This window comes from Streptomyces griseorubiginosus, from assembly GCF_001514195.1.
GTDB lineage: Bacteria > Actinomycetota > Actinomycetes > Streptomycetales > Streptomycetaceae > Streptomyces > Streptomyces griseorubiginosus.
On record NZ_KQ948748.1, the window covers coordinates 62,777 to 78,251 of the forward strand.

Genomic DNA, 15,475 nt, shown 5'->3' on the forward strand with positions numbered 1-15,475 from the left:
CTGCTGGCAGGAGAGCCGATTGCTGCCGGATGGCGCCCTGACGCCGGCCTCGCCTATTACGAGGCGCGGATGCACTCGTTTGTCGAGGCCAACCTGGAGATCGGCCGGTTGAACGCCCGCAGTCGCGACGTCACCGGGGCAGACGCCGAGCCGAGCCTTGAATTCGCCAGCGCGTGATTTGCTGAGCTGGTCGGGCGTGTGATCAACGGTGTCGAGTTGCTCGACTATGCGGGCGTGCCGGACTCCGGCGCGCTGGCCGGATCGCCGAGCAACTCGTCGGCTCAGCCCTACGTTCACCAGCCCCGGCGCCCGAGGGGCCGTACGAGAGAATCCGCGCTCCGGGATGGCAAGATCCGTGAACGAGGCGGTTGTGCTGACGTTCTGCGCCATCATGAGGCCCTGCGTCCCGGGCGGAACTCCGGGATGCAGGGCCTCACGTTCTCAGCGCTGGAAGTCGGCTTGCCTCGGGTCAGAGACGAGTATGCAGTGGCCGAGACATTCCGACGTCATACCGCCCAGTTGGCGACAGGCCGGTGACCCGTGGACGTGGCATTGCCCACGCGAGGCCGAACGGTGTCACTGTCGTGGCGCAGCCTTGTGGCCAGGCTTTTTCTGTTGAGGGCAGCCAGGTGGCAGGTCTCGGAGCGGGCGTTGCCGCGATCGGTTAAGGGTCCATAAAGCATGGATTCACAGAATGTGAATCGCTTCCTCTTCACGGGCACAATGACGTCATGGCACGACCACCTCGCCGATCGGCCGACCCTAAGAAGCCCCTGCAGAAGACTCCTAGCCGGATTGGAACCTTCGATGCGGTGGCTGCGATTGCAGGTATCCGGCGCCTCCACGAAGCAGCAGAGGATCCCAATATTGACCGCATGCCGGCCGACGACGAACTCTTCCAAGCTCTTCTCTATCTCGAAGCGCACGCTGGAGCCTTGAAGGACGAGAACGCACGGCGCACCGCTGCGATCCAACGCGTCACGCTCTGGGAGTATCTTCGGGAGCAGACAGACCTTCATCAGGCGAAGGCAGTCGCGGACGCTCGAGCGGCCAACGCCGAGTGGGTGCAGCTGGCGTCCGCTCTGGCGGTGAATGCGCCCAGCGCGGCGTACAACAAGGCCGCACGACTCCGTGCCGCCGCCCTGGTCGGCGACGGCCAGCCTGTTCGCAGGACTCCCGAGGCCGTGCGGGAAGCTGAACGGCTCGTTGCAGCGCAGGCAGCAGCCGACCGTCGCGCGGCTGCGCACGCTACACAACGACACCGTCTTCTGGCACCTGTGGCTATGCGCCTCCTGGAGCATCGTGACGGCCTGGACGACGGCGATGAAGTGACCTACTGGCTCGATGAGATCGCAGAAGTCCTGCCCAACTGCCGCACTCCCATCCAGTTCGTCAGCCTGGAGACCTACGTCAAAGCTGCTATCCGCGAACTCGAGAAGGCGGCGCGAAGGAACGCCGGATCGGCCGGAGCCACCATGGAGGCGAACCAAGCTTACGCAGCAGCTGCTGAACTCATCGCAGGAAGCTGATCAGCAGCGCGGCTCTCCCTCACTCCCCCACTCCCCCGGATGTACTTACCGACAGCGGCGCGAACCACTGGCGTGTCCTCATGGGGTCTCCCTCGCTCCGGGGCAGCGGAGGAGGAGAGGCGGCAATTCGAGCATGCAGTCCCTCCCGGGCCTGCGTGCCTCACAGCCTCTGGACGTCTCTCCTGCTCGAGGCCAAGTCACGCGGCCATCGCAGAGCACCCTTCCCGAACTGTACCCGCGCGCATAGACACATCGAGGCGACATCGGCCCTTCCCGTACTTGGGAGGCAGCCCCGGCACCGCAGAGCGGCGTTCGGCCAGCAGCATCGGTCATGTCACACCTCACTCTGTGTGTCACGTAAGAGCGTTCCCGCTGACGGCTCGCCGTGCGCCGACCGTCAGCGGGACAGGGACAGGGGCAGGGCTACTGGCGAGAGAGGTCTATGGAGTTCACGGGGGTCAGGTCGGTCCAGTAGGCCACTCCCGGCTTCATGTCGAAGTAGCAGTCGCGTCCGTTGTAGGACGTGCACAGGTAGGCCTGGGCCCCGCCGGTGTGGTTGTTGTAGACCCAGTGATAGCCGTATTGGCCGCTGAGGTTGTGGGGCCCGTAGCTCCAGTAAGTGTTGGTGGGGCTGGTCTGGGTGGTGCCGGCGTCGACGCCTTCCGGGAAGACGCACACCGCCACCGCCGGGCACGTACCCCAGGAGTCTGCGGCAGGCTTTGCCTCGGCCGTACCCATGTTCAACATGGCCGAGGCCGCGTCTGCGAGCGTGAAGGCTGTGGTCAGTCTGATGTCGTTGCGCATGTCGGTTCCCTTCGGTCACTGCCGATGTGTGGCGAGTGCCGGGAGCGTACCGATGCTCTAGGGGGTTCTGGCCAGCTCTTCGACCCGGTTCGAAAGGGAGGGTTACCTCTGGCCAGACGCCTACGGCGAGGCCGGTGGGAGGTGGGGGTCGGCTGGCGAGCGGAGCTTTTGTGGGATGGGCAGGTCGGCGGCAGTTGCCGGTCGGAGCGGGCCATTGAGTGCATGGTGGTACGCATCATGACCGTTACTGCTTGTTGACTGGAGGGACAGTACTGGCGTGAGGCTGGCTCGGCTGTATGTCACGACGCTCGGACGACCATCACCTGCTCAAGAGTGTTGCCCGCGTCCTGGTGGCGTCTGAGCGGCGGGCGCACTGAAGTGGCGCTCATGGTCGAAGCGGCTTGAGGTGGCAGCCAGGTGGGGCCGTTTTCTCAGGATCTTGGCGGAATAGGCAGACTTCCGCGGCTGTGGTGAGTTGAGTCGCTTCATGGGCGAACCGGTGTTGTGACGGGTAGGTGGCTGCGACAATGGAGTGTCGTGCGGTCGGCCCTCCCTGTACGAAGGAGGGCCTTGACCGTCGAGGCGCTGATTGCGCCGCAATCACGCTACTTGCGGGTGAACCCCAAGGCCTGAGTGACGAGGTAGTAGTCGTCCGTGGCGGATAGGGCGTTCGCCGACGTGAGCTTCGAGGGGTTCTCCGTCACAGGGTCGTAGTAGCGCAAGACCTTCTGCGCGGCGTATGCCTCGGGAATACGAGGGCTCCTACGCACCGTGGGCAACACGAGCTCTTCGTAGGCTTCCTTGGCTTGCTGCTGGCTGTCGTCGTACACGGCCCCCTGGTTGCGGGTGGTGGGGCAGTCGACAATCAGAATGTTGGAGAGCTCAGCAGATGCGCCCATGACCGAGAATGTGTCCCGGATTTCGTCGATCTTGTTCTCCATACGGGTCAGGGCCCGAAGTTCCTTCCATCCCGGCTTGACGCAGGCAACGACCTCGTCCGAGGCGACGATGGCGTTGACGACGATCAGTCCGAGGTTGCCGGGGCAGTCGATGAGGATCAGGTCGTAGGTGTCGCGGATCCTCTCGATCTGGGTGCGCAGCCAGAACTCACGTCCCGTCTTCGGCGCGAGAAGCTGCTCGGCCTCCTCCAGGGCGCTGGATCCGAGTACGACGAACAGGTTGGGGATCGGCTTGGTGCCGTCCTCCCCCATCGGTCCCGCCATGGCCGCTACGACGGCATTCTCGATTTTGGCGGCTCCCGTCAGGACGTCGTAGAGGTTCGCCTGGTTGGGAATGTCGTCTGGGGCGTCGTAGCCGAGGGCTGCCGAGGCGTCGCACTGGGCGTCGGCGTCAATGACGAGTGCGGTGAGACCAAGGTCTGCGGCACAGGCGCCGATGTTGACTGCTGACGTCGTCTTGCCGGCGCCACCGCTCTGATTGGTGAGCGCGAGGACGCGTGCAATACGCCCAGCAGTTGCCGTAGCAGCCGCGTGGTTCTGGGACGAAGTCATGAGTGAGCCTCCACGATTGATTGCGGCGCAATCAGTCCCGGGTGGGGATCGCGCTCGTTGCCTCGCATGATCAGCGATGGCTGTAGGGCGGACGCCGGTAGGTATGGCTGTCTGGCAGCGGATCCGCAGTGGGCGAATGATTGTGCCGCAATCACAGACCGTTCGAGTCGGTGCCGTGCTCCCGGCCAGACCCGAAGTGACGAAAGTACCGGGCGGCACGTTACAGGGGAGACCTGCGCAAAAACTAGTCGCCCCACCGGATAGACCGGTGAGGCGACGATGGCATCAGTCGTCAGAGGGCGAGGAGATCCCTCAACGCCTCGATCTCTTCAGGGTCGAGGAGCTCTGCGATGTTGAGCGCCAGGTCTTCGATGCTGCGCACCACGATCACACCGCGGGGTTCGGCTTGCTGCGTGGCCACTGGAGTCGCGGCAGGTTGCCTCTGGGTGGCTGGAGCCCGGTCAGCAGGCCGCTTGTCAGCGGCGCCATCCGGACGCGTGAGCGGCGTGGCTGGTTGTGCCGGGGCCGAGGGGCTCGGCACGCTGGGAGCGGGTGACTCGCTTGGGCGGGGTACCGGCAGCGACGTCGCTGTGTCGGTGGGCGGCTCGTTGATTGCGCCGCAATCATCGAGCTCCTCGGCGGTGGGAAGGGCCTGCTGTTCGGTCGGGAGCTTGCTGACGCTGGCGGCCTGTGCCGACGTCAGCTCACCGCGCAAGAAGGCCTCTTGCAGGTCGGGGCGGAGGCGTGCGAAGACGGTGGCGGCCTCCCGGACCGGCAACAGAATCCTGCTGCTCGACGTCTCATCCTCCTCGGCCTCGAGCAACTGCTGCTCCTTCAGCCAGTGATCGATGGTCGCCTGCTGGAGCGCCGGAACGAGCCGAAGAAGCGCGACGCGATGCGATACATACGTCTGCGAACAGCCCACCCGCTTGGCCAGCTCCCGCTGCGAAAGCTGCCGGGCGTCGCCGTCCCTCTCATCCAGGGCCTCTTGAAACTCCCGGGCCTCCTCGATCGGGTTGAGGGCCATCCGTTGGAGGTTCTCCTGGATGGCCGCGATGCGAAGGCTCGGTACCTCTCGGCGCACCAGGATCGGGACCTCAGCGAGCCCGGCCTTTACTGCTGCGGCCAGACGACGGTGCCCGTGGTGAACGACGAAGAGAATCCCTTCCGCGACCTGGGCGTCCACCGCCTCCTTGTGCTGTGGGTAGATCTCCACATATACATCCGGTGGGATCACCGTCATGGCGGTGTTCATCCCGTCCGTACGAAGAGTCTCTGCCAGCTCGTCGATCTTGAGTAGCTTCTTGCGCCCGTTTTCCGGGCTCGGCATCAGCTGATCCGGTCGGACCGTCGGCAGTCCCTGCGGTACGAGGCGCGCCTGCTGTGTGGCCGCCTTGCGCGCAGCCCTCTCTGCGGAGAGGTCGCGCTTGAGACCGGGTTTCTGAGGCATGGGCTTCTCCGGTGGATGCTGTTACTGACGCGGACGTGAGCTTATCGGCCAGCGGTCCAAGAGCTGCGCTGTAGGGAGTGATTGCGGCGCAATCACTCCCTACAGCTAGCTAAGTGAGGGCGTTTTGCCCCATTCGCGGCGAACCGGCAAGAGTCAGCGTCATTCGGCTGCGGGACGATCTTGCCAGATGCAGGCAGGCGGCGATGACTCGCAGCACGCGGCGGCTGGTCTTCTGCCGTACTGAGGGCCCGTCAGCGTCGGTATGCACCGGCCCGCACGCAGTCGTCGGGCCTCCTTCCAGCTCTGCGGGCGGTGACGCATGTCGTAGCGACCAGTTCTGTCGTCGCACGCCGCTGGGCTCATGCGCGAGGGGCGAGAGGAGAACCGTCGCTACGCCGCCTGCGCCGAGCGACTGACGGCGCGGGCGGTTACTATTCGCTGACGATCTCAGACGAAAGACCGTCGGCCCGGTCCAACTAATGCCACATCATGCGAGGGTAAGCGCTGCACAGTCGTGATGCTTGAGTAGGGGAGTGGGACGTGGCTGCGGGGAATGAAGCGAGGCCCCAGCTGACCTGAGCGGTTCTCATCGGCGTCGTCGTCACTCGTGCTGTGATCATCGCCGGTATCGGCTTTGTCGGCTCATACGCGGCCGTACGTGAACTGGCGCTCAAGAAGGGCTTCGGGACCTTCGCCTACGTCTTTCCGATCGGCATCGACGCCGGTATTTGCGTGCTCCTCGCCCTGGACCTCCTCCTGACCTGGATCCGCATCCCCTTCCCCTTGCTCCGGCAGACGGCCTGGCTGCTGACGGCCGCAACGATCGCCTTCAATGGCGCAGCCGCCTGGCCTGACCCTCTGGGTGTGGGTATGCACGCGGTGATCCCGGTTCTGTTCGTCGTCGCGGTAGAGGCCGCCCGGCACGCCGTCGGTCGCATCGCCGACGTCACCGCGGACAAGCACATGGAAGACGTCCGCCTCGCGCGCTGGCTCCTCTCGCCGGCCCCGACCTTCCTGCTCTGGCGCCACATGAAGCTCTGGGAGCTTCGCTCCTACGAGCAGGTCATCAAGCTCGAGCAAGAACGCCTCGTCTACCAGACCAGCCTCCATGCCCGCTTCGGCCGGCCCTGGCGTCGCAAGGCTCCGGTGGAGTCACTGATGCCGCTCCGTCTGGCCCGCTACGGCGTTCCCCTGGCCGAGACGACCCGCGCCGGTCTGGCCGCCGCGGGGATCGACGAGCCGCCCATCCAATTCACCGTCGAGCGGGCCGCGGTCCCGGAGCAGCGCCAAAGCCTTGAACTCGAGACGCTGTTCGGGAAGGAGAAGCAACTCGCGCCGGCGACGCAGGCGGAGCTCCAGCCGCCAGCGCGGGCACAGGCCGCATGTCCCGAGCAGCCCCACCAGCTCGAAAGCGAAGGCAACGATCAACGCCTCGATGGCACCTACCAGGACTGGATCGTGGCCTTCGAAGTGGAGCCCACCAGCGCCCAGTTTGCCTTGTGGCTCCAGGACCAGTACGGCATCGCCACTGCGGCTGGCCGGCCCCTCTCAGATGAGCAACTCGAACCCCTGCTCAACCTCTTCAAGCACCGTCATACGTCCTCAACTCACAGCGACGCCGCACCCCATGACCTCCCAGACGCGGAGGACGCTGGCGCCGCGGATGACGAGTGGGATGACTACTTCTACAACGCCTGGATCACGTACACGCAGGAGCACGGGACGTACCCCGACCCGGCCGCCCTTGCCGCCTATGTCTACGAGCGAGACAAGATCACCGGCGGCAACGGTCAGCCCATCACCGGCGCAGACCTGGAGTCCTTCGTAAACCAGGAAGCGCAGGAGGAGACTCCGGCTGACGCCGGTGCGCACCCAGCGATGGAGGTGCGCAGCCCCCGGGTGAGCGCTCCCATCAACGAGCCGTCGTCAGGCGAGGACGGCGCGCCGGGGGAGAACGTTGTACTCAGCACCGTCGACCGCTATTACCTGGCTTGGACCGAGTATCAGAACGAACATGGCGAAGAACCCAAGGCCGAGCAACTCTCCGTCTACCTCGCCAAGAGAGGCATGAGCGGCCGCGGTGGAAAGCCCGTGAGCCCTTCCACCCTGCGCCGCTACCTCCTGCCGTCCCGTGTCTACACCTTCTGGTCGGAACAGCGCTTGCGCAATGAGGCTCCCTCTCCCGACGCCATTGCGCAGGAATGCGCAGCCCATGGGATCATGGGATCACTGCGCAGCACTACCTGCCCCTGACAGCCGAGTACATCGCCGAACAGGCTGCCTACTTCGAACGGCGCTGACAGGCGCTGACCCGTCACCACGCACGGCCCCAGCAGTAGGAAGCCAATCTGCTCGTCACTGCGCACCGGGGTCCTAGCCAGTGAACACGGCTGCGCAGTCGGGGAAAATCGCAGGTCAACCAGACAATGCGCAGCCATGCTGCCCATTGCGCAGCGAGAGCGCGCTTCCTGGCCTCCGTTACCCCGCGTATCAGACGGTCACGGCGAGGCCGCATCGGGCATCTCTACCAAGACGTCGTAGAGTCTCCTCGACACGCACCCGGCCGCGGACAGGTCCGTCCATCAGTTCACGGACCCAAGGGGCGTCATGAGCAAGTAGCAGCAAGCACTCGAATATGACGACTGGAGCACTGATACGAGCGAGAACTACCCCCCCAGTGATGCTAAGAACCGACGCAGCTGGTCCGTTTCTGACGCGTCTCGCGCTGCTCAGCTCGCAGGCGGGGGAGGAGGGTCAGTGATCAAGGTCCGATCAGGGTGTCAGAGATGCTGCGCGAGAGGGACTTCGGTGCTCTTTGCCCAAGCGGTGTCCAACTACTCGAGGGCGCTGGTGTAAAGGAGACCGGGTGCGCGTGCGTACAGGCAGGGAGAGTTCCTGCCGTGACCGTGGTCACTGTAGAAGGTGAGGTAGCAGGCCCTGTCAGTGGCGATGACGCGGAAGGTCTTGGGCAGGTTGTAGCGGTGCAGCCGGAGGCCGGGTTGTGCGTGTGAGGCCCTGGTGAGGTAGTCGATGTTGGCTCGGACCTGGCTTCTGAGGAGCTCTGGAGTGAAGTCCGGATCCGAAGTGGGCGACGTTGTGGGAGCGGCGGTCGAGCCAAGACTCGTGTGGTGCGTCGGGGCCGGGGAGCAGGATCTGTACGGAGGCGGGGGAGAGGGCGCCAGACCACAGGGGGCGAAGGGCGGCCAACAGCAACGTCCGCAGGCTCCCCGCCACGCGCCCGGGCACGGCGCCATACGGGTCGTGCAACTAAGGTCCACACAGCGGTGGGTCGCCCGGACGATGGCATCCGGGGCGGGCCCTTCTCCCACCACGCTGCTGGGTGCCGCCGTGGCCTCTGCTGGTACTGCGCCTGCCGCACCGCTGTGCTTGACGGGTACGCCCGTGCAGCAGGTGGATGCGGCAATCGAGGCAGAGGCAGCCAGCGACGGATCCGAGGCGGATGACGATCCCCACCGTGACGCCTCGATCGCATCTCCAGGACGTGGGCACGACCGGGACGACAGCGCTGGCCCGGCACGGACGGATCCCGCGCTGGGCCGCCGGTTGGCGCGGGAGTCCATTTCTGCGGCTCAGGTCCGGGGAAGACGTGCGTCGTCGGTGCTGGTGGTGGGCCGGAAGAACACGGTCGATGAGAGCCGGACCTTCGACCCGGGGGTGAGGGGTTCCACCGTCCGGAGCCAGGCTGTGGGTTCCGGAAGGTCGAGCGTGGCTGACAGCCGTCCGGCGAAGCGGGGCATCACCGGAGCGGCCCCTGAGGCCAGCAGGCGGGCCACTGCAAGTTCCAGGGCGAGGGCCGTGCGGCTCTCGCCGTGCCAGTCGTCGGTGTCTTCGACCAGCCCTTCCGCCGTGGTGAAGCGCACCACGTCCTGGACGATGCCGTCGAGTTCGGCGGCTGCCTGGCGTAGTGAGAACCCGTCCGGCCTCAGACTTCCGGTGAGTGCGGCCAAGCGCGAGCCTAGGCGGCCGAGGAAAGCCGAATGTTCGGGTGTCCAGTTGCCGGCGTCCGGGGCGGTGCCGTTGTAGCGCTTGGCGACCCGTTCGCCGAGGTCTGTGAGCCACTTCCGCCGGGTGCCGATGAGGACGTCGTGCAGCACCGCTCCGTAGGCGGAGCGCGTGAAGTCAGTCCATGCCTTCCGGGCGCGTGCGCGACAGGTAGTAGCGCACCGCGTCGACGCTGTCGGGCCCGAGGATCTCCTATTCCACACGGCGTGCCTACGGCTGGTGGAGAACTTGCTGCCGTCCAGTAAGTAGAACTCGTTGACGTGGTAGTCGATGTCCGGTGTCCATCGCGGGAACGCGAGCTTGTAGAGCACCGTGCACGGCGTCGGCGCGCTGTCGTACAGCGGTTGAAGCGGCAGCCGTCCGCTGAGTTGTACGAGCAGGCAATCCGCCTGGTCAGGGACCGTGACGCCCCGGAAGAGGAGAGGCAGATCGTTGCTGCTGCCGAAGTCCACGTGCGGCGGGTTCAGGAACAGGCGCGAGAGGCTAGAGAGCGCACGATGGCCCAGTGGCGCGCGGCCGAAGAACGTAAGGGACCGAGAGGCAGGGAGCTCAGCAGCGTGAATGGGCGCAGGCCAGGGAGCGTCACACGCACCAGGCTCGCGTCGAGAGGGTGGAGAAGTTCGTCTTGGCTGTCCGGGGTGCGCTGAAGAAGGCGGCCCGTGAGCAGTGCACCACCGCCTGGCCGGAAATCCAGCGCAAGACCGGGCTGCGCCAACTTGGACGCCTTGATGACCAGGACAAGGTGGAACTGTTGGTACTCGTAGAGAGCGGCACCAACTCCGACGGTGCCTTATGGACGGCCCTCCTGGCCGCTACTGGCGACAGCGCCGGGCTGCGCCTGTAGCGCGAGGTCGCGAACCGTCTCAACCGACCCTTTCCCAACGGCGACGCCCACATCAAGCTCTACCGACCCTGGTAGCCCGAGCCAAGGGGCCGAGGGATGGCTTCTGTTCGCGGATCGCAGAGGCGACGTCGAGCAACGCGTGGGCGACAGCGGCCAGTCTCTCCCCGATGGCAGCGGTCCGCATAGTTGCCCCACACGCTCTCCGCGCGCGGCGAATACGCGCACTAGTACTGCAACGGTGCTTGCCGTGACTGCTGGCCAGCTCGTTCGTTGGTGTGGTTATGGGTGGGGACCTTGCTGAAGTCAGGTTGTGGGCCGGAGAGCTGGACGTACTGCATGAGCGGTTCGTGCACCGGTTCAACCGGGAAGAGCCGCGTCAGTCGGCACTTGCTTATATGCGGGGGCTGGTTGCGCCGCTGGAGCGGAAGAACGGCTGGACGCTTGCGGAGAAGGCCGGTCACGCGGGCCCCGATCGCATCCATCGGCTGCTGAACCGGATCGAGTGGGATGCCGACGAGGTCCTGGACGACGTACGCGACTACGTGGTGGAACACCTCGGAGAGCGGGACGCCGTCCTGATCATCGATGACACCGGGTTTCTCAAGAAGGGCGTCTGCTCGGCCGGCGTGCAAAGGCAGTACTCCGGAACCGCAGGACGCACCGAGAACAGCCAGATCGGTGTGTTCCTCGCCTACGCCACCGGCCGTGGACGCACTCTGATCGACCGCCGTCTGTATCTGCCCACCTCCTGGACGGATGACCGGGCCCGCTGCCGCCGGGCCGGCATCGACGACAGTGTCGCCTTCGAGACGAAGGTGGCCATGGCCAAGGCGATGGTCCGCCGGGCCATCGCCGACAAGGTCCCGTTCAGCTGGGTGACGGCGGACGCCGCTTACGGTTACAGCAAGGGCTGGCGGTTCGAGCTTGAGCAGGCGGACGTCTTCCACGTCATGGCCACCACCCGGCACGACACCGTCGTCACCCGCTGGTCCATCGATCACCCCGTCCATGACCTGTTTCCCGGCCTGCCACGGCAGAAATGGAAGCGCCGTTCCTGCGGTGAAGGAGCCCATGGCCGGCGGATCTTCGACTGGGCACGCGTCGAAGTGAGGCCCTGGCACCGCGAGGACCGTCGGCACTGGGTTCTCGCCCGCCGCAGCGTCAGCAGGCCCGAGGAGATCTCCTACTACGTCGCCTACTGTCCCGCCGACACGACGCTGGACGAGCTGATCCGCATCGCGGGCAGCCGATGGGCAGTCGAGGAATGCTTCCAGACCGCCAAGCAGGAATGCGGCTTGGACGACTACCAGGTCCGCCGCTACCCCGGCTGGCACCGCCACATGACCCTGGCCATGGCCGCCCACGCCTGCCTCACTGTCCTGCGGGCCCGCCTGCTGGACACGGACAAAGCAGAAACGGATCCTCCCAGCTCATCCACCTCAGCATCGCAGAAATCCGACGCTTGATCCACCGCCTCATCGACCGCCGGCCAGCGCCCGTCGAGCACATTCTGCGATGGTCAACGTGGCGCCGACGACGCCAATATCAAGCCCGCCTGAGTCACTACAAACGACGCGGACACAGCCCCTGAAGACTGCCCAGCACTCAGAACAAGCACCGTTGCAGTACTAGGGTCCGTCTTCCCCGCCCGTACCGGCGCTATGAGCACAAGTCCGAGCACTTCCTCGCCTTCGTCGGCATCACCGCAGCCCTCATCTGCTATCGCAGACTCGTCGGGTGACGACCGAGATCAGCGCCGTTTTGCAGGATGCCAGCCCGTCGATGAAGCAGGGTTCAGCTTGGCCCGCCGGGTCAGAGGGATGCCAGCCATTGCCGCCGTGTCGCGGGGGTGGCCGAAGCGGAGGGTGTCGAGCGGGGCGAAGCGGGGATCGCGGACACGGCGCTCGACTTCACGGCGGCGGGCCCCGTGTTGGGACCAGGCCCACCAAGCGGGGTGTTGCCGGCTCAGCCAGTCCGTCCAGGTTTCCCTGTTGCCGCCGAAGAGGACCTCGCGTGTGACGGTGCGCCGGATGGACCGGCGCAGTACGCGAGGCATGATGACGCGTTTTGGATAGTCAAGCCATATCACGGTGTCGGCCCGTTCCCACAGTAGGTCACGGACTTCCGGATAACCGAGAGAGTCGATGATCCAGCGAGGCTCGGCGGTGAGACTTGATACGTCTTCGGTCAACTTGTTGTTGATGGCCCAGTTGGGGCCGTTAAGTACAGCGCGTCCAACTCGTGGTGAGGCAGGCCCAGATGACGGCTCAAGTTTGGGCGAGCGTGGATTTGCCTGCACCGGTGACACCCACCACCAAGATCCGTTTCACGAGTGCACCCTATCCTGGCGCCCAGGGAGGAACGCTCCTGCGCTCCTCACCCGCCACCACCGACTGACCAAATGTAACGGCGTCACAGAGGGCGTCGAGGAGGGTGCTGGGAATGTCGCACAGGCCGAAGCCGCCGACGGCGAGCGAGGCGCCGTGGCCTATGTCGGCCACGGCATGGGCCGCGCAGGGGATGGCCTTGTCCATGGAAAGAGGTCCTCGGGTAGGTCAAGGGGTGTAAGGCGTCCGGGTCGTGCGGCAGCTGTGGCAGGGTCCGGACGCTGTACGGTGCTCCCGGTTTCGTGCCGGGGCACGGCGGCGGACGGACCTGTGCGGGGTCCGTCCGCCGCGTTCTTGGGGCGCGCTGTGTGCAGGTGAGAGGGGTGCCCGGCTACTGCTTCCCGGTGGTCAGCAGCGGCTGGGCCGGACGAGCTGTCGGGGCTGCAGGCTGCTGTAGTTGCTCGCGCAGCTGCCCGATCAGGTCGCGCAGCCCGGCCCCGTCGCGCGCGGCGCCGAAGAGGTAGAAGTCGGGGCGGACGATCGCGGCGACGTGGCCGTGCTCGCGCATGTGGGGCAGGTAGCCGTCGGGGGCGTCGAGGTAGCCCTCCGGCGGTGCGGTGTCCTCGTGCAGGGCGACGATGTGGCCGCCGATGCCGGCCAGGAAGGCACGGTCGGTGTCGGCGAGCATGGCCAGGGGTGCGTCACCGTCGGTGAGGACGATGAAGCCTCCGCCGGTGAGGTCGTCCAGCAGGGCGGTCCGCCCCTGGTGGGTGAGCTGGTACTGGGGGGTGAGGTGCCCTACACCGGGCGCGCGCTTGCCGTCCGGGGACCGCTGGAGAAGGCCGTCGCCGAGGACTGGCGGTGGGGTGGGCGGCAGTGCGTGCTGCGGGTCGGCGCCGGCGGCGATCATGCGGGCGTCGCGGGCCGCGGCGTCATTGTGGTCGAGGACGCAGATGACCTGACCCAGGGCCATCGACATGCCGATGGCGTGCTGGACGTGCTCGCTGCGCTCGGAGGTGTAGGTGTCCAGCAGATCTGCGTCGGCACGGTCGGTCAGGACGAGGTCGAGCTTCCAGGCCAGGTTCATCGCGTCACGCATCCCGGAACACATGCCCTGCCCGGCGAAGGGCGGCATCTGGTGGGCTGCGTCGCCAGCCAAGATCAGCTGTCCCTCCCGCCAGCGGTCCACCCAGCGAGCCTGGAAGGTGTAGACAGTGTGCCGCTCGATGGTGGTGTTGGCCGGGGTGCGGCCCCAGGGCTCCAGGAGCCGCCAGGCGGTCTCCAGGGTGTTGAGTTCCTCAATGCTCTCGTGGGGCAGGCGCAGGAACTCCCAGCGGCGGCGCCCGGGGCCGCCGGAGACGATGGTGGTGGGTCGGGCGGGGTCGCACAGCTGCCAGTTCATCGGCGACCAGGTCGTCTGCTCGCGGGGCAGGGTGTCGACGATCAGCCAGTCGTAGAAGTACCCGAGGTCGGTGACGGTGGTGGCCATCCCCGAGCGGACGAAGCTGTTGGCGCCGTCGGCGCCGATGACGTAGCGGGCGCGGATCTCCTCCGGCACGCCGGCACCGTTCGCGGTCAGGCGGACGTGGTCCTCGCCGTGGACGAGGTCGACGGCCTCGCAGCCGCGGCGAACGGTGACCGTGGGCAGGCTCTGCGCGGCCCCGGCGAGCACGGCTTCCAGTTGAGGCTGGCAGAAGAAGCTGGCGGTCGGCCAGCCGGACGGGCCGAGACCGGACCAGTCGATACGGACGAGCGCCTCGCCGGCATGGTTGCGCCATTCGTAGTGGTCGGGCACCGGTTCGGTGACCGCGCGGACCTGTTCGCTGACACCGGCGGCCTGGAAGATCCGGCCGATCTCGTGGTCGAAGTGCACCGCCCGGGGCAGGTCGTACGGGCTGGGCCAGCGCTCGATCGCGATGACGTCGTGGCCCTGCCGGCCCAGCAGCAGGGCCAGCATCTGCCCGATGGGACCGAAGCCCACGATGGCGACGTCGTGCATCGGCGTTGAGGTGTCTGTCATGGTTGCTCTACCTTGTCGAGCTGTGGGTGCTGGTCATCAGGTCGGCGAGATCCTCGGGGGCGAGGAAGGACGGCGGGGGCGGCGGACCCCAGTTGAACAGGCCCTTGGCGCCCTCCAGGACCTCCGGCGTCCACAGCTGGTCGTCGACGATGCAGTCCATGTCGGAGTAGTACTCGCTGAAGTTGCCGGCCGGGTCTTTCAGATACCAGAAGAAGTTGGAGCCAGCGTGGTGGCGGCCCAGGCCCCACACGTGGCGTTCGGGGTGGCCCTGAAGCATGGCCGCCGCACCGCGGCCGACCTCGTCGACGTCGTCGACCTGCCAGGAGGTGTGGTGCAAAAAGGTGACCGGCGCGGCCAGCACCAGGATGTTGTGGTGGTCTGTGGAGCAGCGCAGGAACGCCCCGTGGTCCTTGATGTAGTCGGACGCCTTGAAGCCCAGGCCGTTCCGGAAGAAGGCGGTGGTGGCGTCGAAGTCGGTGGTGCCGACGACGGAGTGCCCGAGCTTGCGGGGCTGCACCGGGTCGGTGCGCAGGACACCCGGGGCGCGCGATCCGGTGCGCTCGGGTCGGCCGGGACCGTTGTAGACGGTGGCCCTCACCGGATTCTGGGTCAGGCGGGGGAGGGTCTCGAGGACGGCGCGTACGGCAGTGGCCTTGTCGTAAGCGGACAGGGTGCTGCCCTCGACGATGCTTTCGATGCCGAGGCGCTTCAGCCGCGAGGCGGCCGCTGCGAGGTCGTCGGGTGTGTCGACGCCGATGCGGACCTCCACCAGGCGGCGGGTCGGCGCGTGGACGATACGCAGTTGACGCCCGCCGTCCCGGGTCGCGAACCAGCCGTCGGTCTCGGGGCTCAGGCCGAAGTCGGTGTAGTAGGCCGCCGTCTCGGCGACGTTGGGGACCCCCATGGTGATGGAGGTCAGACGGTGCAGTGCCATGGGGGACTCCTCGACTCCTTTGTCTCGCGGGTC

12 protein-coding genes are annotated in these 15,475 nt (G+C 66.4%); 4 read left to right on the forward strand and 8 right to left on the reverse strand.

Annotated features, from left to right (window positions below; translation table 11 throughout):
• Positions 1-731: 731 nt before the first annotated feature.
• A complete protein-coding gene (locus tag AQJ54_RS44480; RefSeq protein WP_107121250.1) occupies positions 732-1,529 on the forward strand; it encodes a hypothetical protein in 798 nt (265 codons plus the stop codon).
• A 423-nt stretch (positions 1,530-1,952) separates the two neighbouring features.
• On the opposite strand, the gene AQJ54_RS40200 is transcribed toward AQJ54_RS44480, so the two are convergent.
• The 3 genes from AQJ54_RS40200 to AQJ54_RS40210 form a co-directional block, all read right to left on the reverse strand.
• A complete protein-coding gene (locus AQJ54_RS40200; RefSeq protein WP_062246236.1) occupies positions 1,953-2,333 on the reverse strand; it encodes a hypothetical protein in 381 nt (126 codons plus the stop codon).
• Positions 2,334-2,938: 605 nt separating this feature from the next.
• Positions 2,939-3,844, reverse strand: coding sequence for a ParA family protein (locus AQJ54_RS40205; protein WP_062246237.1), 906 nt, complete (start codon positions 3,842-3,844; stop codon positions 2,939-2,941).
• A gap of 292 nt (positions 3,845-4,136) precedes the next feature.
• Positions 4,137-5,294, reverse strand: a complete 1,158-nt coding sequence (locus AQJ54_RS40210) for a ParB/RepB/Spo0J family partition protein (RefSeq protein ID WP_062246238.1) — start codon at positions 5,292-5,294, stop codon at positions 4,137-4,139.
• Between the two features lie 612 nt (positions 5,295-5,906).
• Between AQJ54_RS40210 and AQJ54_RS44485 the strand changes: the two genes are divergently transcribed.
• The gene (locus tag AQJ54_RS44485) at positions 5,907-7,547 is read left to right on the forward strand and encodes a DUF2637 domain-containing protein (protein WP_248845559.1); all 1,641 of its coding nucleotides are present in this window, start codon (positions 5,907-5,909) and stop codon (positions 7,545-7,547) included.
• Between the two features lie 1,337 nt (positions 7,548-8,884).
• Here AQJ54_RS44485 and AQJ54_RS40220 read toward each other — a convergent pair.
• A complete protein-coding gene (locus AQJ54_RS40220) occupies positions 8,885-9,769 on the reverse strand; it encodes a methionine--tRNA ligase (protein WP_211278642.1) in 885 nt (294 codons plus the stop codon).
• A gap of 158 nt (positions 9,770-9,927) precedes the next feature.
• On the opposite strand from AQJ54_RS40220, the gene AQJ54_RS40225 reads away from it, so the two are divergent.
• Positions 9,928-10,161, forward strand: coding sequence for a hypothetical protein (locus AQJ54_RS40225; RefSeq protein WP_062246242.1), 234 nt, complete (start codon positions 9,928-9,930; stop codon positions 10,159-10,161).
• Between the two features lie 281 nt (positions 10,162-10,442).
• Positions 10,443-11,627: an IS701 family transposase gene (locus AQJ54_RS40230; RefSeq protein WP_062246243.1), complete on the forward strand. Its 1,185-nt coding sequence runs from the start codon at positions 10,443-10,445 to the stop codon at positions 11,625-11,627.
• 284 nt (positions 11,628-11,911) lie between these two features.
• On the opposite strand, the gene AQJ54_RS44490 is transcribed toward AQJ54_RS40230, so the two are convergent.
• The 4 genes from AQJ54_RS44490 to AQJ54_RS40245 all read right to left on the reverse strand — a co-directional run bounded on the left by AQJ54_RS44490 (position 11,912) and on the right by AQJ54_RS40245 (position 15,442).
• On the reverse strand, positions 11,912-12,352 hold the full coding sequence (locus tag AQJ54_RS44490) for a P-loop NTPase family protein (protein WP_346265487.1): 441 nt from the start codon (positions 12,350-12,352) through the stop codon (positions 11,912-11,914).
• Between the two features lie 148 nt (positions 12,353-12,500).
• Positions 12,501-12,695, reverse strand: a complete 195-nt coding sequence (locus tag AQJ54_RS47165; RefSeq protein ID WP_062246245.1) for a CoA-transferase — start codon at positions 12,693-12,695, stop codon at positions 12,501-12,503.
• 184 nt (positions 12,696-12,879) lie between these two features.
• Entirely contained in the window at positions 12,880-14,508 is a 1,629-nt protein-coding gene (gene mhpA, locus AQJ54_RS40240) for a bifunctional 3-(3-hydroxy-phenyl)propionate/3-hydroxycinnamic acid hydroxylase MhpA (RefSeq protein WP_062246247.1), read from the reverse strand.
• A gap of 7 nt (positions 14,509-14,515) precedes the next feature.
• On the reverse strand, positions 14,516-15,442 hold the full coding sequence (locus AQJ54_RS40245) for a VOC family protein (RefSeq protein WP_062246249.1): 927 nt from the start codon (positions 15,440-15,442) through the stop codon (positions 14,516-14,518).
• Positions 15,443-15,475 lie beyond the last annotated feature (33 nt).